Origin of the sequence: Streptomyces sp. f51 (genome assembly GCF_037940415.1) — a bacterium.
In the GTDB taxonomy this organism is placed as follows: domain Bacteria; phylum Actinomycetota; class Actinomycetes; order Streptomycetales; family Streptomycetaceae; genus Streptomyces.
In genome coordinates this window covers 2739304-2757155 of sequence record NZ_CP149798.1, presented here as the reverse complement: position 1 = coordinate 2757155, position 17852 = coordinate 2739304, and the positions used below count along the sequence as shown (strand labels likewise).

Genomic DNA, 17852 nt, shown 5'->3' with positions numbered 1-17852 from the left:
CCGCCGGTGCTTCACCCGACGGTGCCCGCACCCCGCCGGTCTCCCTTCCGTGCGCGGCTTGTTCCCGCGCCTCTTCGGCGTTGTCAGTGGGGCGGCGTATCGTTCTGGAGCGATGGGGAACTGCCGTGGCACGACCGGCCGTTCCTCTCGGGGGAAGCACGGAGCGTTCACATGCGCGGGGGAGCCATGAGTACGACTGACACCGATGTCAAAGGCGTCATCACACTGACCGGCGACGAGCTGGATCCGTTCGTCACGCACGCGGGCACCCGGGACCGGCTCACCGGCCCCGGACTGCCCCGCGACGGCGCGCTGCTCGGCTTCGGAGCCCTGCGGGAGCACGGACTGCGCACGGTCGCCGACCTGGCGGGCGACGCCGACAAACTCGCCGGGGAGCTGCGCGACCAGCTCGTCATAGGGGCGCTGCGCAGCCTCGACCGCGACCTGGAGTCGATCCTGCTGGACGGGACGACGGGCGAGGTCTCCTCGGCGTACGTCCTGCCGAACCCCGCCCGGCTGGACCTCGCGCCCCTGGCGCCCTCCCTGGACGCCCTGCTGAGCTTCGCCGCGGCCACCGAGGAACTGACCCTGTCCCGGGGCCTTCCCGGCCCGTTCGGCCCGAAGGCGGTCGCCCAGGTCTCGGACCGGCTCAGTGCCGTCTTCGAGGACGCCGCGGGCCCGGACGTGGCGCCGTACTGGCGGATGGCCGCCCTGATCCGCCCGCTCGCCCGGATCGCGGGACCCGGCGAGGGGCTCGTCCTCGGGCTGCCCAAGCGCCTCCTGGACGAGGAGTTCGGCGCGGGCGGGATCATGCGCTTCGAGGACGTCGACTTCCCGCCCGCCCTGACCCACGAGCCGACCCGCCGCTTCCTGCGGGAGTCGGGCCTGCCCGAGGACGGCTTCCTCTTCCAGCTGGACACCGAGGTGCCGCTGCCCGCCCTCGTCGAGTACTACGCGGACGAGCGCCCCGACGAGTTCTCCGCCGGCCTGCTCCCGGCCACCGCCGACCGTCTCATACGCCTGGGCCCCCTCCTGGAGGACACGAGCCTGGTCCTGGACGGCACCACGGGCGCCGTACTCGCCTGGAACGAGCCGGACCTCACGCTGCGCCCGCTCAACGCGGACATCTCCACGCTGGCGTTCACCCTCTGGCTCCTCCACCGCGAGAAGGCCGTCGACGCGGCCCACCACCTCAGCGACTCCTACGAACAGCTCGCCGCCACCCTGACCCAGACCCTCGCCACGGTCGACCCCGCCGCCTGCGACCGGACCCCGGCCCTCCCTGGCGACGACGGCCGCCGTCACTGGCCGGAGATATTCGAGGACCGCTCGGTCGGCATGCTGTACGCGTAGCGCGCCCCGGCAAGCCCCCGCGCCCCTGGAAAACGCGGAACGGCCGCCCCGAACCGGGACGGCCGACCCTGCGTGGAGGCCGTGGCGGGATTCGAACCCACGTAACTCGATTTGCAGTCGAGCCCCTGAACCACTCGGGCACACGGCCGTTCTCAGGTGCGGCACGGCTCACTCGTTCCGAACCTGATGGGTCGACCGTAGGCGGCGCGGGGGAGCGGCCTCAAGGGTTCCGGGGCGGCCGCAACGCGACTGCCACACGCCGTTCACGGAAGGCGGTCGGCCCGCCGGGAACGGGGGCGCGCCACGGCCCCGGGCAGTGGGCCTAGGTCCAAAGGACCGCTTGATCACCGACCACCGACAGGAGTCAAGGAAAGCCGCGCACCTTACGCTGACCGGCATGACAGCAGTGGAAGCGGGTGAGGCCGCGACGGCTCCGGCCCGGAGCATGGCCGCGGGCGTCGGCGGGAGCGGCGGCGAGGACGGCGGGGTGCTCAGCCGTGCCCACCGCGCGCTCACCATCGGGATCGTCTCGGTGGTCCTGGTGATCGCGTTCGAGGCGACGGCCGTGGGGACGGCGATGCCCGTCGCCGCACGAGACCTCGGCGGGGTCGCCCTGTACGCGTTCGCGTTCTCCGGCTACTTCACGACGAGCCTGTTCGGGATGGTGCTCGCCGGGCAGTGGTCCGACCGCGACGGACCGCTGGCCTCGCTGGCCACCGGCATCGGCGCGTTCGCCGCCGGCCTGCTGCTGTCCGGGACGGCCGGCGGCATGTGGACGTTCATCCTCGGGCGGGCCGTCCAGGGGCTCGGCGGCGGGCTCGTCATCGTCGCGCTCTACGTCGTCGTGGGACGGGCCTATCCGCAGCGGCTGCGCCCCGCGATCATGGCGGCGTTCGCGGCGGCCTGGGTGGTGCCCTCCGTGGTCGGCCCGCTCGCCGCGGGCGCGGTCACCGAGCACCTCGGCTGGCGCTGGGTGTTCCTCGGGATCCCCGCCCTGGTCGGCGTTCCGCTCGCGCTCGCGCTGCCGCAGATACGCCGCCGGACTTCAGGTCCCGCCGGGACGGCCGACCGCGCGCCCCTGGACCGGCGGCGCATCCGGCTCGCCCTCGGGATCGCGCTGGGCGCCGGACTGCTCCAGTACGCCGCACAGGACCTGCGCCCGCTCTCCCTCGTACCCGCCGCGGCCGGTGCCGCCCTGATCGTCCCGGCCGTGCGCGGGCTGCTGCCCCGCGGCACCTGGCGGGCGGCCCGCGGACTGCCGTCGGTGGTGCTGCTGCGCGGGGTCTCCGCCGGTGCCTTCATCGCAGCCGAGTCCTTCGTGCCGCTGATGCTGGTCACCCAGCGGGGGCTGTCGCCGACGCTCGCCGGGCTCTCGCTCGCGGCCGGCGGCGGGACCTGGGCCCTGGGCTCCTGGGTGCAGGCGCGGCCCCGCGTGGAGCCGTACCGGGAACGGCTGATGTTCCTCGGCATGCTGCTGGTCGCGGCGGCCGTCGCCGCGGCGCCCAGCGTGCTGATCCCCGCCGTGCCGGTGTGGACCGTCGCCGTCGCCTGGGCGTTCGGCTGCTTCGGGATGGGCCTGGTGATCGCCTCGACCAGCGTGCTGCTGCTCCAGCTCTCGGCCCCCGAGGAGGCGGGCGCCAACTCGGCCGCCCTCCAGATCTCCGACGCCCTGTCCAACGTCCTGCTGCTCGCCGTCGGCGGAGCCGCCTTCGCGGCCCTGGGCGGCGGCACCGTCGCCGGTACGGCCACCGGCGCCGCGTCCGGGGCCTCCGCCTCGCACCCGGCGGCCTTCGCCGCGGTGTTCCTGCCCATGGCGGGGGTGGCGCTGCTGGGAGCCTGGGTGACCACACGCCTGCGGGAACCGGCGGGAACGGGCTGACGGGACCGGCGCGGACGGCTCGTGCGGTGACGCGTACGGAGGGCCGCCCGGGGTACCGGTGGTGCGCGCGGGTGATCTGTGACGTCAGTCCCATCCACCGCCGACCCGGCCTCGTCCGCACGCCGCCGTGAGCCGGGCGCCGGTAGGGTGGCCCGGTTGTCATACGTAGCCGAGCCGCCCGCGCGCCTCCCGTCAGGCCCCGTCCGACGCGCCGCGCGCGGACCCGGACGCTCCCAATCGACACCCAGACCGGAGACCGTGACTACCACCGCCGCCAGCACCTCCTCGCACACCCACCACCTCTCGCCGGCCTTCCCCGGCCGGGCTCCCTGGGGCACAGCCAACAAGCTGCGCGCCTGGCAGCAGGGGGCGATGGAGAGGTACATCCAGGAGCAGCCGCGCGACTTCCTCGCCGTAGCCACCCCCGGCGCCGGTAAGACGACGTTCGCGCTGACCCTCGCGTCCTGGCTGCTGCACCACCACGTCGTGCAGCAGGTGACCGTCGTCGCGCCGACCGAGCACCTGAAGAAGCAGTGGGCCGAGGCGGCCGCGCGGATAGGGATCAAACTCGATCCCGAGTACAGCGCCGGGCCCCTCAGCAAGGAGTACCAGGGCGTCGCCGTGACGTACGCCGGTGTCGGCGTGCGCCCGATGCTCCACCGCAACCGCTCCGAGCAGCGCAAGACCCTCGTCATCCTCGACGAGATCCACCACGCCGGTGACAGCAAGTCCTGGGGCGAGGCGTGCCTGGAGGCGTTCGAGCCCGCCACCCGCCGGCTCGCGCTCACGGGTACGCCGTTCCGCTCCGACACGAACCCCATCCCCTTCGTGACGTACGAAGAGGGCAACGACGGCATCCGGCGCTCCTCGGCCGACTACACCTACGGCTACGGCAACGCCCTGGCCGACCACGTCGTGCGGCCGGTCATCTTCCTCTCCTACAGCGGCAACATGCGCTGGCGCACCAAGGCGGGCGACGAGATCGCCGCGCGCCTCGGCGAGCCGATGACCAAGGACGCCGTCAGCCAGGCCTGGCGCACCGCGCTCGACCCGCGCGGCGAGTGGATGCCGAGCGTGCTGCGCGCCGCCGACCAGCGCCTGACCGAGGTGCGCAAGGGCATCCCGGACGCCGGGGCGCTCGTCATCGCCTCGGACCAGGAGTCCGCACGCGCCTACGCCAAGCTGATCCGCGAGATCACCGGCACCAGGGCGACTCTCGTGCTGTCCGACGACACCGGCGCCTCCCAGCGGATCGACGACTTCTCGGCGAGCGACGACCGCTGGATGGTCGCCGTCCGCATGGTGTCCGAGGGCGTCGACGTGCCCCGCCTGGCGGTCGGCGTGTACGCCACCACCATCTCCACCCCCCTCTTCTTCGCCCAGGCCGTCGGCCGTTTCGTACGGTCCCGCAGGCGCGGCGAGACGGCGTCCGTGTTCCTCCCCACGGTCCCCGACCTCCTCACCTTCGCCAACGAGATGGAGGTCGAGCGCGACCACGCCCTGGACAAGCCGAAGAAGCAGGGCGAGGAGGACCCGTACGCGGAGTCCGAGAAGGAGATGGAGGAGGCGAACAAGGAGCAGGACGAGGACACCGGCGAGCAGGAGCAGTTCTCCTTCGAGGCGCTGGAGTCCGAGGCCGTCTTCGACCGCGTCCTCTACGACGGCGCCGAGTTCGGCATGCAGGCCCACCCCGGCAGCGCCGAGGAGCAGGACTACCTCGGCATCCCCGGGCTCCTCGAACCCGACCAGGTCCAGCTGCTGCTCCAGAAGCGGCAGGCCCGGCAGATCGCGCACAGCCGCAAGAAGCCGGACACCGAGGCCGACCTCCTCGAACTCCCCGCCGAGCGCCGCCCCGTCGTCTCCCACAAGGAGATGCTGGAACTGCGCAAGCAGCTCAACACCATGGTCGGCGCGTACGTCCACCAGAGCGGCAAGCCGCACGGCGTGATCCACACCGAGCTGCGCCGGGTGTGCGGAGGTCCGCCGAGCGCGGAGGCCACGGCCGGACAGCTCCGGCAGCGGATCGCCAAGGTCCAGGAGTGGGCCACCCGGATGCGGTGACGCCGTATCCGGAACCCCTCGGCTGAGGCGCTGAAGCCGTACCGAGAGGGCGTGCCGTGGTGGGGCGGGCGTGCGCGACGGCCCGTGCGCTGTGTATACGAGCGGTGCGCGCCGCGTCGCGCGCGCCGCGCGTTCCGGGACAAACGGAATCAGTTCGCACCCGTGGATGCCCGGATTCTGGACGGAGGCTTCCGCTGAGCGGACCGGCTCGCTACTGTCCCGCTACGCACACGCCCCGTGGCAGCGCCGCCGCGGAGCGCAGCCGTGAAGCGACTGCGACCCGGGAAGAGCCCGGGGCGCCGGCCGAACGGCGGCCTCTGAAGCGCGTCGCCGACGGGACTCGGTGCCGCATCCGCCGTACGAGGGCCGTCGACCTCACCACTAAGGAGTGGGCGTCGTGACCGCGGAGACCTCTCAGACGCTCGACCGGGGACTGCGCGTCCTCAAGCTGCTCGCCGACACGGATCACGGGCTGACGGTCACCGAGCTGTCGAACAAACTGGGCGTCAACCGGACCGTGGTCTACCGGTTGCTCGCCACCCTGGAGCAGCACGCGCTCGTACGCCGTGACCTCGGCGGCCGTGCCCGGGTCGGTCTCGGCGTGCTGCGGCTGGGCAGCCAGGTGCATCCGCTCGTACGGGAGGCCGCGCTGCCCGCGCTGCGAGCGCTCGCCGAGGACATAGGCGCGACGGCCCATCTGACGCTGGTCGACGGGACCGAGGCGCTCGCCGTCGCGGTCGTCGAACCGACGTGGACGGACTATCACGTGGCCTACCGCGCCGGGTTCCGGCACGCCCTGGACCGGGGAGCCGCCGGCCGCGCGATCCTCTCGGCCCGGCAGGCGCCGGTGGGGGAGCCCGGGTACACGCTCACCCACGGCGAGCTGGAGGCGGGCGCGTGCGGGGCGGCGGCGCCGCTGATCGGGGTGACGGGGGTCGAGGGCAGCGTGGGCGTGGTCATGCTGGCGGACGCCGTGCCCGAGCGGGTCGGACCCCGCGTGGTCGACGCGGCCCGCGAGGTGGCGGACGCCCTGCGCTGACCGGTCCGTGGGACCGGTACGGGCCCGGCGGACCGTGCGGACGCCGTGCGCCGGCCGGGCCGGGATTAGCCGTACGGGGCCGGGTGTCGACCGGACCGCCGTATCCGTAGGGGGCTGGGTGCCGGCCTGGCCGGGGTTTCCCGTTCGGGGCCGGGTGCCGGCCGGGCCGGGACTACCCGTACGGGGCCGGGTGTCGACCTGGTCGCCGTATCCGTAGGGGGCTGGGTGCCGGCCTGGCCGGGGTTACCCGTGCGGGGCCGGGTGCCTGCCTGGTCGCCGTATCCGTACGGGGCCGGGCCGTCCGCGCGGAAGCCGTGGGCGGGGGCGGGGCGGAGGCCCCGGGACCTGTGCGGGGGTTCCGCCGGACGGTGACGTTAGATTGACCCCGTGCTCTCTCGCCTCACGCGCCCCAAAGCCGTCGCCGTCTGCGCCGTCCCCGTCGTGGCCCTCCTCGCCACGGCGGTGTTCGCGCCGCTGCCGTTCTCCCTGGCGCAGCCCGGCCTGACGGCGAACGTCCTCGGCGAGAACAAGGGCGACCCGGTGATCACCATCACCGGCGCGCCCACCAGGAAGACCAGCGGCCAGCTGCGGATGACGACGATCGAGGCCACCGGCCCGGACGCGAGCGTGTCCCTGGGTGACGTGCTCAGCGCCTGGTTCGCCACGGACAAGGCCGTGATGCCCCGCGACTCGGTCTATCCGGGCGGCGGCAGCGTCAAGGAGATCGAGCAGCACAACGCGAACGAGATGAAGCAGTCCCAGGACAGCGCCACCGAGGCGGCGCTGGGGTATCTGCACGAGAAGGGCGATGTGAAGGTCACGCTCAAGCTCGCCGATGTCGGCGGACCGAGTGCCGGACTGCTCTTCTCGCTGGGGATCGTCGACAAGCTGGACGGCGACGGCAGTGGCGGCGACCTCACGGGCGGCCGGGTCGTCGCGGGTACGGGGACGATCGACGCCGACGGCAGGGTCGGCGCGGTCGGCGGTGTCAGCCTCAAGACCCAGGCGGCCCACCGTGACGGGGCGACCGTGTTCCTGGTTCCGAAGGCGGAGTGCTCGGACGCGAAGGCGGAGCTGCCGAAGGGGCTCCGGCTGATCCCGGTGACCAGCCTCGACGGAGCGGTGAACGCTCTCGTGGCCCTGGAGCGGAACAAGGGCTCGGTTCCGAGCTGCTAGTGCTGTGACCGCCTAGGTCCACCGGGTTGGAGCGGGGTTTTCCTTGCGCCGAGCGGGCGCTCAGATGCTCAGGAACGCTGGTGTGAGGAACCGTCGCGGGAACATGCGGGAGCCACGAGTGGTCGGAGGAGCTTTATCGTCGAGAGAGAACCAGCCTGCGTCGCTCCCGGTCGATTTCTGTGACGACGACCGTGACCTCGTCGCCGGCCTGGACGACATCTGACGGACTTTCCACGGGCGTCGATGCGAGCTCTCGCAGGTGGACCAGTCCCTCGATCCCGTCGGCGACCTGGACGAAGACGCCGAACGGAATCAGTTTGGTGACCCGTCCGTGCAGTTTCTGCCCCACCGCGGTGCGGTCGGCGAATGTTTGGAAGGGGTCCGGCTGTGTCGCCCGCAAGGACAGTCTGGCCTCCAGGTTCCATGTGTCGAACTGGAGGAACTCGGCTGAGACGTGCTGTCCGACCTGTACAACGTCGAAGGTGGTTTCGATGCGCCGCCAGGACAGTTCGGGGATCGTGATGAACCCGACGCCGGGGAAGACCGGGTGGTCGGGGCCGTCGTCCAGTGCCACGAACACGCCGAACCGTTCGATCGCTGTGACGGTGCCGGAAAGGATGTCGCCGTAGTGCAGTGATTCTAGGAACGCCCAGAGTTCTGGGTTCTCGGACCGTCCGCCCATCATGCTCCCAGCCTTTCACAAGGAGCTGCGCACTCGGCGGGAAGGGCGATCACGCTGCAGTTTTGAGGGGGCGTCCGCCCCAGCGGATGCCCTTCTCACTGCGGATGCGGGCGCGTTCCTTGCGCTCGGCGGCCAGGACGTCACGGTGGCGGGCGTTGGCGTTGCGCCAGCGCAGGTAGGCGTGCAGGGCCCTTGTCTGGACGGTGTGATTTGGGTGATGGGAGTTGGCGATGGTGAACTGCCGCAGTGGTCCGAAGTGGGCCTCGATCGGGTTCGCCCACGAGGCGTAGGTCGGGGTGAAGCACAGCTCGACCTTGTGTTTCTTCGCCCAACGACGGATGTCCGTGCCCTTGTGGGCGGACAGGTTGTCCATGATCACGTAGATCGGTGCACCGTCGGGCCGGGCGGCGCGGATCGACTTCAGCGCGGTCAGCGTGTTCGCGGCACCTTTCCTGCGGCAGTTGACGCCCCACAGGCGGTCGTCGCCGACGGAATAGCAGCCGTGGAAGTAGCGCACCCCGTGGGTGCGGTGGTAGGTGGCCGGCACCCGGTCGGGATGCTTCCGTTTCGCCCAGCCCGAGCCCGCGGTGGGCCGGATCCCGAGCGGTCCGAACTCGTCGAAGGCAAACACCCGGTCGGGGAAGCGGTCCAGGACCTCCTCAATCCGGTCCAGCTTCGCCTCCCGTTCGGGGTCCGGGGACTCCTTCCAGGTCTTGGTGCGCTGGAAGGTGACGCCGCGGCGGGCGAGCAGAGACCGTAACGCCTCGCGGCCGATACGGATCACCCGGCCGTGCACTTTGCGCAGGTAGGCGACGAGTTTGCGCAGTGACCAGCGAGTGAACGGCTGGCCGAGCTTGGTGGGGCGGGTGGTGGCCGTCGCGATGACGAAGTCCTCGTCGTCATCGCTGAGCTGGCGGGGACGGCCTCCCGCCCACCGAGGGTCCAGGCAGGCCAGGCCGATCTCGTTGAACCGGTGGATCACGTCGCGGACGGTGTCCTCGTCGGCCTGCACCAGCTGGGCAATTACCGGCACCCGGTTCCCGCCGGCCGAAGCCAGCAGCATCATCGCCCGCCGATAGCGCACCGAACTCGTGCTGCCCCGGCGCACGATCTGCTGCAGCTTCTGCCCCTCCTGGTCGGTCAGTCTGCGCACACGGACAGGCTCGGCCACCGCGCCTCCAGCGGTCGGATCGGACGTCACCCCACATCCAACCGCCACGACCACCAACCCGGCGAACCAACGCGGTCAGAGCACTAGCTAGCGGGCGGGACCCGTCGCCCGCCGGTGGCGCCGCCCGTCAGCAGGCCACGACGGCCGTCCTCGGCGCGGACGCCAGCCGCAGGCCGACCTCGACCAGCGTCCAGCCGACGCGGGCGCGCAGCCGGCCGGTGCTCCGGGCCTCGGCCGTGAGCCGGTACGCGTCGGCCTCGGCACGAAGGTCGGCGGCGCGCACGTGCTGCAACTGGAGGTGGGTCTCGGGATGCATGGCGGTGTCCTCTCTGTCGGTGTGATCGAGTCGTGCGCGGTGTCCGAGCGGGTGGATCAGTCCGAGGACTGCGGGAAGACGTGCGTGTGGAAGCGCACCTTCTCCGCCTCGGGGTCGTCCTCGGGCCGTTCGAGGGCGCAGTAGCTGTCGAGCAGGTCGTGCATCTTCTTGATGAGCTCCTTGGACTGCGCCGGGGTCAGCCGCATCGTGAAGTCGCTCATGTCGGAGGCGGGGGTCCACTGGTCCGGCCAGTCGCCGCGGGTGCCGAGCCAGGTCGACAGTTCACGCGCGTGGGTCGTGGCGACCTCGTGCAGGAACATGTCGGCCGCCCCGCGCACCGCCGGGTCCGGGTCGCTGAGCAGGTCCTCGCCGAAGTCCAGACCCTGGTGCACGGCCTGCCACCAGCGTTCGCGCCCCTTGCCCCGCTCGGGGGCGTCCTCGACGAACCCGTGCGCGGCGAGCTGCCGCAGGTGGTAACTGGTCGCCCCGCTGGACTCGCCCAGCCGCTCGGCGAGCATCGAGGCGGTGGCCGGTCCCCTCTGACGCAGGCTGCTCAGCAGCTCCATCCGCAGGGGGTGGGCGATCCCGCGCAGTGAGCGGGCGTCGAGGCGCCGGTGCTGCGGCGGTTCGGGCGGCAGGGGCGGCTGCGGGGGGAGGGGTGCTTCCGGGGGAAGCGGTGGCTGCTCCGTCATGTGTACAAAGATAGCCTTGCAAAGACTCCCTTGCAACGAGTTCTTTGCAACTACTTCTCCGGATCGCGCCGCGCGATCGGTCAAACCTCCACGAACCCGGTCAGTCCTGCTTCACGAACCCCTCCGACGTCATCCAGTCCAGCGCCACCTCGTGCGGGTCCTGGCCCTGGACGTCCACCTTCGCGTTGAGGTCCTGCGCCACCGTGTTGTTCAGCTTCTTCGTCACCGGTTCGATGACCTCGGCGATCTGCGGATACTTCTTCAGGGCCTTGGTGTTGATGACCGGGGCCGCGTTGTAGTTGGGGAAGAACTTCTTGTCGTCCTTCATCACCACCAGGTTCATCGACTTGATGCGCCCGTCGGTGGTGAACACCTCCCCGTACGTGCAACTCCCCTTCGCCACCTGGGTGTAGATGATCCCGGTGTCCATCTGCGTGATGTTCTTCGCGGGGATGTGCATGCCGTACGCCTTCTCCATGCCCGGCAGCCCGTCGGCCCGGTTGGCGAACTCGCTCTCCACGCACAGGGTCACCGCGCTCGGGTCCGACTTCGAGAGCGCGGCCACGCCGGACAGGGTGGTCGTGCCGTACTTCTTGAAGTTGGCCTGGTTCATGGCCAGCGCGTAGGTGTTGTTCAGGGCGGACGGCGGCAGCCAGGTGACCCCGTTCTTGGGGTCCGCGTCGTGCACGGCCTGCCACTGCTTCTGCGGGTCCGGGATCGGCTCGCTGTTGCCGAGATACGTGATCCACGCGGTGCCCGTGTACTCGTACATGGCGTCCGCGTCACCGTTCTTGATGGCCTCGCGCGCGCCGATCGAGCCCTGGATGCCGGTGCGGTCGATCACCTTCGCGCCCGCCGCCTGGAACGCGATACCCATGATCGCGCCGAGGATCAGCTGCTCGGTGAACTCCTTCGACGCCACCGTGAGGTTCGCGCCCTTGAGCGGCTCGCCCTGCCCGATGGTCCCCGGCTTGACGTTGTCCGTCATGGGGGAGCCGCTGGTCAGACCGCACGCGGAGGCCAGGACGAGAACGGCGGCCAGCGCCGCGGGAACACGCGCCCGCCTCATGTCCCCACCTCCAGACCGCGCGGCCGCAGCAGCAGTTCCGCCAGCGACGCCAGCCAGTCGACCAGGAGCGCCAGCGCGACGGTGAGGATCGCGCCGAGGACCAGGACCGGCATGCGCTGCGTGGTGATCCCGGTGGTGATCAGCACGCCGAGGCCGCCGCCCCCGCCGAACGTGGCGAGGGTCGCGGTGCCCACGTTCAGGACCAGCGCCGTACGCACGCCCGCGAGGATCAGCGGCACGGCCAGCGGCAGTTCGACCCGGGTGAGCACGCCCAGCGGTGACATGCCGATACCGCGCGCCGCCTCCAGCAGGGTCGGGTCGTTGGCCTTCAGACCGGTGATCGTGTTGGACAGCACCGGCAGGATCGCGTAGATCGTGATGCCGATGAGGGCCGACTTCTCGCCCGTGCCGAGCCAGATCACGAGCAGCGCCAGCAGACCGATCGCCGGGGTCGCCTGCCCCATGTTGGCGATCGTCATCGCGAGCGGGGTCAGCTTGCGGAACGCCTTGCGGGTCAGCAGGATCCCCGCCGGGATCGCGATGATCAGCACGAAGAACGTGGAGATCACCGTCAGCTGGATGTGCTGCCACAGGGCCTTGGACACCTGGCCGTTGGACAGGGCGTTCTTGGAGATCGCGTCGAGGTCGGCCTGCTGGAACCAGATCCAGGTGCCCAGCAGCAGAGCGATCAGCACGGCCGGCAGGAAGGTCAGCTTCTGCCAGCTGATCCGGCGCTTCGGGGGCGCGTGCGGCGGCGGAGCCTCCCGCTCGCCCTCGCCGTCCCCCTCGCTGTCGTCGCGGAAGGCGACCCCCTTGACCTCGTGCTCGCCCTCGGGACGCCGGGACGCGGGCGGTGTGCTCACGCCTTCTCCTCCCCGCCGTCGACGCCCTCCTGCTCGAACTGGGTCTGGTGCGCGCGCGCCTCCTCCAGTTCGTGCTGGTGCTCCATGGCTTCGAGGCGGTCGGCCTCCAGGAGTTCGTGCACGGAGTTCATCAGCGTCTCCATGTCCACCACCCCGGTGTACTCGCCGCGCCGCCCGGTGACCGGGACCCGGCCCGAGTTGTCCGTGAGCACCGCCTCCAGAGCGTCCCGCAGGGTCGCGTCCCGGGTCACGGTGTCGTGCACCAGCGTGCCCGCGCGCGCCAGGGAGCCCTTGGCCCGCATCAGATCGCCGCGCCGCAGCCACTTGTAGGGGCGGCCCCGCCTGTCGAGCAGCAGGATCTCGTTCGTACCGCTGGAGCGGAGCTTGCCGAAGATCTCCTGGAGCGGATCGTCGACGGTGACCGTCGGATAGTCGGTGATCTCCACATCCCGTACGCGGCTGAGGTTGAGCCGCTTCAGCGCGGCGCCCGCGCCCACGAACCCCGACACGAAGTCGTCGGCCGGGTTGGTGAGGATCGCCTCCGGGGTGTCGAACTGCGCGATGTGGGAGTGCTCGCGCAGCACCGCGATCCGGTCGCCCAGCTTGATGGCCTCGTCGAAGTCGTGCGTCACGAAGACGATCGTCTTGTGCAGCTCGTGCTGGAGGCGGATCAGTTCGTCCTGGAGGTGGTCGCGGGTGATCGGGTCCACCGCGCCGAACGGCTCGTCCATGAGCAGCACGGGCGGGTCGGCGGCCAGTGCCCGCGCCACGCCGACGCGCTGCTGCTGGCCGCCGGAGAGCTGGCGCGGATAGCGGCCCCGGAACTCGCCGGGGTCGAGCCCCACCAGGTCCAGCATCTCCTCGACCCGGGCCGTGACCCGTGCCTTGGGCCAGCCCGTCATCCGCGGTACCAGCGCGATGTTCTGGGCGACCGTCATGTGCGGGAAGAGCCCGGAGGACTGGATGGCGTAGCCGACCTTGCGGCGCAGCTTCACCGGGTCCATGTCGGTGACGTCCTCGCCGCCGATGCGGATGCGGCCGCCGCTCGGCTCGATCAACCGGTTGATCATCTTCAGTGTGGTCGACTTGCCGCAGCCCGACGGGCCGACGAAGACGACCAGCTCACCGGCCTTGATCTCCATGTTGACGCTGTCGACGGCCGCGTCGCGGCTGCCCGGGTAGCGCTTGGTGAGGTTCTCCAGCTCGATGGTGGCGCCGGTGGTGGACGAGGTGCCCCCGCCCCCGGAGTGCGCGTCCCCCGCGGCGCCGGCGGAGCGCTCGGCGTCCGCGGGGCCCTCGGCGGTCTCTGCGGTCTCAGGCACGGATCCCCCTCGGAATGGTCAGCCGGCCGAGCAGGACGTAGGCGGCGTCGAAGAGCAGCGCCAGGATGATGATCCCGACCGTGCCCGCGAGCACCTGGTTGAGCGCGTTCTTGCTGCCCAGGGAGCTGATGCCACGGAAGATCTCGTTGCCGAGGCCGGGTCCTGAGGCGTAGGCGGCGATGGCCGCGATGCCCATGAGCATCTGCGTGGCGATCCTGATGCCGGTCAGGATCGGCGGCCAGGCCAGCGGCAGTTCGACCCGCACCAGCCGGACCACCCGTGACATGCCGATGCCCCGGGCCGCGTCGACCAGCGAGGGATCGACACCGCGCAGGCCGACGATCGAGTTGCGCACGATCGGCAGCAGCCCGTACAGGGTCAGGGCGATCACGGTCGGCGGGACGCCCAGGCCCACGATCGGAATGAGCAGACCGATCATGGCCAGCGAGGGAATGGTCAGGATGGCGGACGTCGTCGTGGTGGCGAGGTTGCCCGCCCAGTCGCTGCGGTAGGTGACGACGCCGATCAGCACGCCGATGAGGGTCGCCACGACCATGCACTGGAAGACCGCGCTGGCGTGCTGATAGGCGTCCGTGAGCAGCTGCTCGTGGCGGCTGCTCAGGTATTGCCAGAAGTTCACGCCGGCTCACCCCGCCTCTCGGTTCAGCCCTCGGTCGCCGCCTGTTCCACGAGCGGGATGATCCTCAAGGGAACCGGGTTCTCCATGACGATCGCCGTGGAGGCCCGGACGATGCCATCAAAACCGACGACCCGGTCGATCACACGTTGGAGATCGGCGTTGGAGCGGGCCACGAGACGGCACAGCATGTCCCCGCTGCCGGTCGTCGTGTGCAGCTCCAGCACCTCGGGCACGGTCGTCAAGTGGGCCCGTACGTCGGCGCCTTGGCCCTGCCGGATCTGGAGCGTGGCGAACGCCGTCACCGGGTAGCCGAGCGCGGTCGGGTCGACCTGCGGACCGAAGCCCCGGATGACTCCGTTCGACTGAAGCCGGTCCAGCCGGGCCTGCACGGTGCCGCGCGCCACCCCGAGCCGCCGCGACATCTCCAGCACCCCGATGCGCGGCTCCCTCGCCAGCAGCACGAGCAGCCGCCCGTCCAGATGATCGATCGCCATGGCGGCCTCCGAGATGGTCATCATGTACAGAAAGCCCGACGGTCCGGGCCTCGCGCTGCACATATTGTTCAGTCGACAGGCGAACTATTGCGCACCTTGCGGAACGGAGGGAGCCTGCGGCCATGACGCAGACCACACACCACACTCCCGACACCGCCCGGCAGGCCGATCCCTTCCCGGTCAAGGGAATGGACGCGGTCGTCTTCGCCGTCGGCAACGCCAAGCAGGCCGCGCACTACTACTCCACAGCCTTCGGCATGCGGCTCGTCGCGTACTCCGGACCGGAGAACGGCAGCCGCGAGACGGCCTCGTACGTCCTCGAGAACGGCTCCGCCCGCTTCGTGTTCACCTCGGTGATCAAGCCCGCCACCACCTGGGGCCACTTCCTGGCCGAGCACGTGGCGGAGCACGGCGACGGCGTCGTCGACCTCGCCATCGAGGTCCCGGACGCCCGCGCCGCGTACGCCTACGCGATCGAGCACGGCGCCGCCTCGGTCGCCGAGCCGTACGAGATGAAGGACGAGAACGGCACGGTCGTCCTCGCCGCCATCGCGACCTACGGCAAGACCCGCCACACCCTCGTCGACCGCTCCGGCTACGACGGCCCCTACCTGCCCGGGTACGTGGCCGCCGCCCCGATCGTCGAGCCGTCGGCCAAGCGCACCTTCCAGGCCATCGACCACTGCGTCGGCAACGTCGAGCTCGGCCGGATGAACGAGTGGGTCGGCTTCTACAACGAGGTCATGGGCTTCACGAACATGAAGGAGTTCGTGGGCGACGACATCGCGACCGAGTACAGCGCGCTGATGTCGAAGGTCGTCGCCGACGGCACGCTCAAGGTCAAGTTCCCGATCAACGAGCCCGCCATCGCCAAGAAGAAGTCCCAGATCGACGAGTACCTGGAGTTCTACGGCGGCGCGGGCGTCCAGCACATCGCGCTGAACACGAACGACATCGTCGCGACCGTACGGGCCATGCGCGCGGCCGGTGTCCAGTTCCTCGACACCCCGGACTCGTACTACGACACGCTCGGCGAGTGGGCCGGCGACACCCGGGTCCCCGTCGACACCCTGCGCGAGCTGAAGATCCTCGTCGACCGCGACGAGGACGGCTACCTGCTCCAGATCTTCACCAAGCCGGTCCAGGACCGTCCGACCGTCTTCTTCGAGATGATCGAGCGCCACGGCTCGATGGGCTTCGGCAAGGGCAACTTCAAGGCCCTCTTCGAGGCGATCGAGCGCGAGCAGGAGAAGCGCGGCAACCTCTGAGCCACCGGGGCGGTCTCCGGGCCGCGGGGGACGGGCCGTGGGAGTGTTCCGGGCCCGTCCGGTTCCCCTGAGTCTGTCCGGTTCCCACGGGTCCGGTGGACGCCGTCACGGCGCCCACCGGACCCGTCCGGCGTGCGGCTCAGCGGGACGCGGGCCCTCCCGGCGCGTTCGGCGGGACAGCCGGGGCCGCCGGGCCCGAGGAGCCGGGTGACGGCGCCGGAGCGGCCGCCCCCGCCCGTGCGGTCCCCGAAGGGCCCGCCGCGCCCGTCGTCCCCGCGGGATCACCGGAGCGGCCGGACCCCTCCGGATCCCCCGCCCCCTCCGCGTCCTCCGACTCGTCAGGCGGCCCGCCCGCCGGCGGATCGCCGAGCGCCGCCAGGGCTTCCCGGGCCTGGGGCGCCAGCAGCGGCGAGAAGTACGGGTTGATCCGCAGCGCCTCGGCGAGATGCCGGCGGGCCGGACCCGACAGCCCCAGATCACTCTCGATCCGCCCCCGGTGGTACGCGTACAGCGCGCTGCGCACACCGCCCCCGTGCTCCGCGTCCGTGGCCCGTACGGCGAAGTCCAGTGCCTCCTTGTCGTCCCCGGCCCGGTGCAGCGCCCAGCCCAGCGCGTCCGCCACCGCGATGCCGGGCTGCCGCCGCCACTCGGCCCGCAGCGCCCGTACCGCCTCCCCCGGGTCGCCGTGGTCCGCCTCGAAGAGCCCGAGGACCGGCTCGTCGTCCACGCCCGCGGCGCCGTCCCGCCGCACCAGCTCCCGCACCAGGTCGTACCGCGCCCGCGCGTCCGCGCCGCGTCCGAGCTGGTCGTACAGCTCGCCGAGCTCCAGCGCGTACCGCGGCACGGGCCGCTCGGCGAGCGCCGTCCGGTACGCGCGCAGCGCCTCCGCGGTGCGCCCCAGCGCCGCCAGCGCACGCCCCTGCCCGGCCAGCGCGTCGTAGGCGCCTGCGTCCGTCCGCACCGCGGCCCGGTAGTGGTCAAGGGCCTCCCGGCGGTCGCCGCGCTCCCACGCGAGATCCCCCGCCTGCGTGAGGAAGGCCGCCTGTTCGGCCGGGCCCGCCGCGCCCGCCGCGGCGTCCGAGATCGCCGCCGCCGCGTCCTCGCGCCGGCCCCGGTCCCGGTACACGCGCGCAGCGACGGCCTGCGCCGCCGGCCCCTTGCGCAGGGCCAGCAGCGTGTCGAGCGCCCGGCCCACGGCCTTGTAGTCACCGAGCCCGCTGTACGCGTCGACGAGCACCTGATACGCCGTCCACCGCTTCGGCGCCTGCTTCGCCGCGGCCTCGCCCCACTGCCTCGCGGCCCGGAAGTCGCCCCGCGCGCCCGCGAGGGAGGCCAGTCCCTCCAGCGCCGCCGCGTTGTCCTTGGGCCGCAGCCTCAGCGAGGTGCGCAGGGCGTTCTCGGCCTTCGGGTAGGACGCGACCGACGCCGTCCGCCGCGCCCGCTCGGTGTAGGCGGCCCCGAGCACCGCCCACGACACGTCGTCCCGCGGACGGGCCCGCACCCGGGCCTCGCGGTCGCGGACGAGCGCGGCGAGATCGGGCAGCGCCGCCGGCACCCCGGCCTCCACCGCGCTCACCGCCCGCGCCGCCGGACCCGGGGCGGGCCGGGGCGCCCCGTCCCGGTCCGCTGAGGGCAGCAGCACCAGCACACCGCCGAGCACGGCACAGCCGGCCACCGCCGCGATCAGCGGGCGCCGGGCGAGCGGGGAGCGGCGCGGGCCCGCGGACTCCGGGGACTGCCCGCCGGCGGGTTCCCCCGACCGCGCGCCGGGGGCCGCCGCGCGTCCTGCCCCGGCGGACACCGGCTGTCGCTCTTCGATCTCCATGC

General features: G+C 71.7%; 16 protein-coding genes and 1 tRNA gene. 6 read left to right on the top strand and 11 right to left on the bottom strand.

Features of this window, described 5'->3' with window-relative positions; genetic code table 11:
- Positions 1 to 186 precede the first annotated feature (186 nt).
- Positions 187 to 1353 carry an SUKH-4 family immunity protein gene (locus tag WJM95_RS12130; RefSeq protein WP_339129604.1) on the top strand — a complete coding sequence of 389 codons (1167 nt, stop codon included), beginning with the start codon at positions 187 to 189 and terminating at the stop codon, positions 1351 to 1353.
- A gap of 73 nt (positions 1354 to 1426) precedes the next feature.
- On the opposite strand, the gene WJM95_RS12125 is transcribed toward WJM95_RS12130, so the two are convergent.
- Positions 1427 to 1501, bottom strand: a tRNA-Cys gene (locus tag WJM95_RS12125).
- A gap of 297 nt (positions 1502 to 1798) precedes the next feature.
- Between WJM95_RS12125 and WJM95_RS12120 the strand changes: the two genes are divergently transcribed.
- The 4 genes from WJM95_RS12120 to WJM95_RS12105 all read left to right on the top strand — a co-directional run bounded on the left by WJM95_RS12120 (position 1799) and on the right by WJM95_RS12105 (position 7508).
- The gene (locus tag WJM95_RS12120; protein ID WP_339135499.1) at positions 1799 to 3232 is read left to right on the top strand and encodes an MFS transporter; all 1434 of its coding nucleotides are present in this window, start codon (positions 1799 to 1801) and stop codon (positions 3230 to 3232) included.
- A gap of 258 nt (positions 3233 to 3490) precedes the next feature.
- Positions 3491 to 5293 carry a DEAD/DEAH box helicase gene (locus tag WJM95_RS12115; protein WP_339129603.1) on the top strand — a complete coding sequence of 601 codons (1803 nt, stop codon included), beginning with the start codon at positions 3491 to 3493 and terminating at the stop codon, positions 5291 to 5293.
- Between the two features lie 397 nt (positions 5294 to 5690).
- Complete coding sequence (locus tag WJM95_RS12110; RefSeq protein ID WP_339129602.1) at positions 5691 to 6332, top strand: helix-turn-helix domain-containing protein; 642 nt, start codon at positions 5691 to 5693, stop codon at positions 6330 to 6332.
- A gap of 387 nt (positions 6333 to 6719) precedes the next feature.
- Positions 6720 to 7508: a S16 family serine protease gene (locus WJM95_RS12105; RefSeq protein ID WP_339129601.1), complete on the top strand. Its 789-nt coding sequence runs from the start codon at positions 6720 to 6722 to the stop codon at positions 7506 to 7508.
- Positions 7509 to 7641: 133 nt separating this feature from the next.
- Here WJM95_RS12105 and WJM95_RS12100 read toward each other — a convergent pair whose 3' ends face one another.
- The 9 genes from WJM95_RS12100 to WJM95_RS12060 all read right to left on the bottom strand — a co-directional run bounded on the left by WJM95_RS12100 (position 7642) and on the right by WJM95_RS12060 (position 14757).
- Positions 7642 to 8193 (bottom strand): S1 RNA-binding domain-containing protein, encoded by a 552-nt coding sequence (locus tag WJM95_RS12100; RefSeq protein WP_060897217.1) that lies wholly within the window; start codon positions 8191 to 8193, stop codon positions 7642 to 7644.
- A gap of 46 nt (positions 8194 to 8239) precedes the next feature.
- Positions 8240 to 9361, bottom strand: coding sequence for an IS630 family transposase (locus tag WJM95_RS12095; protein ID WP_339128488.1), 1122 nt, complete (start codon positions 9359 to 9361; stop codon positions 8240 to 8242).
- A gap of 127 nt (positions 9362 to 9488) precedes the next feature.
- Entirely contained in the window at positions 9489 to 9677 is a 189-nt protein-coding gene (locus tag WJM95_RS12090; protein ID WP_339129600.1) for a hypothetical protein, read from the bottom strand.
- 56 nt (positions 9678 to 9733) lie between these two features.
- Complete coding sequence (locus WJM95_RS12085) at positions 9734 to 10369, bottom strand: helix-turn-helix domain-containing protein (RefSeq protein WP_339129599.1); 636 nt, start codon at positions 10367 to 10369, stop codon at positions 9734 to 9736.
- A gap of 100 nt (positions 10370 to 10469) precedes the next feature.
- Positions 10470 to 11438 (bottom strand): glycine betaine ABC transporter substrate-binding protein, encoded by a 969-nt coding sequence (locus WJM95_RS12080; RefSeq protein WP_339129598.1) that lies wholly within the window; start codon positions 11436 to 11438, stop codon positions 10470 to 10472.
- Positions 11435 to 12301, bottom strand: coding sequence for an ABC transporter permease (locus WJM95_RS12075; protein WP_339129597.1), 867 nt, complete (start codon positions 12299 to 12301; stop codon positions 11435 to 11437). The genes WJM95_RS12080 and WJM95_RS12075 overlap by 4 nt, the downstream gene beginning before the upstream one ends.
- Entirely contained in the window at positions 12298 to 13623 is a 1326-nt protein-coding gene (locus WJM95_RS12070; protein WP_339129596.1) for a betaine/proline/choline family ABC transporter ATP-binding protein, read from the bottom strand. The genes WJM95_RS12075 and WJM95_RS12070 overlap by 4 nt, the downstream gene beginning before the upstream one ends.
- Positions 13616 to 14263 (bottom strand): ABC transporter permease, encoded by a 648-nt coding sequence (locus WJM95_RS12065; RefSeq protein WP_339129595.1) that lies wholly within the window; start codon positions 14261 to 14263, stop codon positions 13616 to 13618. The genes WJM95_RS12070 and WJM95_RS12065 overlap by 8 nt, the downstream gene beginning before the upstream one ends.
- A gap of 23 nt (positions 14264 to 14286) precedes the next feature.
- The gene (locus WJM95_RS12060; protein WP_339129594.1) at positions 14287 to 14757 is read right to left on the bottom strand and encodes an Lrp/AsnC family transcriptional regulator; all 471 of its coding nucleotides are present in this window, start codon (positions 14755 to 14757) and stop codon (positions 14287 to 14289) included.
- A 122-nt stretch (positions 14758 to 14879) separates the two neighbouring features.
- Here WJM95_RS12060 and hppD point away from each other — a divergent pair, with 122 nt between their 5' ends.
- Positions 14880 to 16025 (top strand): 4-hydroxyphenylpyruvate dioxygenase, encoded by a 1146-nt coding sequence (gene hppD / locus WJM95_RS12055; RefSeq protein ID WP_339129593.1) that lies wholly within the window; start codon positions 14880 to 14882, stop codon positions 16023 to 16025.
- Between the two features lie 139 nt (positions 16026 to 16164).
- Here the strand turns inward: hppD and WJM95_RS12050 are convergent, their stop codons facing one another.
- Positions 16165 to 17850: a tetratricopeptide repeat protein gene (locus WJM95_RS12050; protein WP_339129592.1), complete on the bottom strand. Its 1686-nt coding sequence runs from the start codon at positions 17848 to 17850 to the stop codon at positions 16165 to 16167.
- Positions 17851 to 17852 lie beyond the last annotated feature (2 nt).

Bases quoted from the DNA above. Each gene is read 5' to 3' on its own strand.
- WJM95_RS12090 (WP_339129600.1), bottom strand. From the start codon at position 9,677: ATGCATCCCGAGACCCACCTCCAGTTGCAGCACGTGCGCGCCGCCGAC.
- WJM95_RS12120 (WP_339135499.1), top strand. From the start codon at position 1,799: ATGGCCGCGGGCGTCGGCGGGAGCGGCGGCGAGGACGGCGGGGTGCTC.
- WJM95_RS12060 (WP_339129594.1), bottom strand. From the start codon at position 14,757: ATGGCGATCGATCATCTGGACGGGCGGCTGCTCGTGCTGCTGGCGAGG.
- hppD (WP_339129593.1), top strand. From the start codon at position 14,880: ATGACGCAGACCACACACCACACTCCCGACACCGCCCGGCAGGCCGAT.
- WJM95_RS12130 (WP_339129604.1), top strand. From the start codon at position 187: ATGAGTACGACTGACACCGATGTCAAAGGCGTCATCACACTGACCGGC.
- WJM95_RS12080 (WP_339129598.1), bottom strand. From the start codon at position 11,438: ATGAGGCGGGCGCGTGTTCCCGCGGCGCTGGCCGCCGTTCTCGTCCTG.
- WJM95_RS12100 (WP_060897217.1), bottom strand. From the start codon at position 8,193: ATGATGGGCGGACGGTCCGAGAACCCAGAACTCTGGGCGTTCCTAGAA.
- WJM95_RS12050 (WP_339129592.1), bottom strand. From the start codon at position 17,850: ATGGAGATCGAAGAGCGACAGCCGGTGTCCGCCGGGGCAGGACGCGCG.
- WJM95_RS12085 (WP_339129599.1), bottom strand. From the start codon at position 10,369: ATGACGGAGCAGCCACCGCTTCCCCCGGAAGCACCCCTCCCCCCGCAG.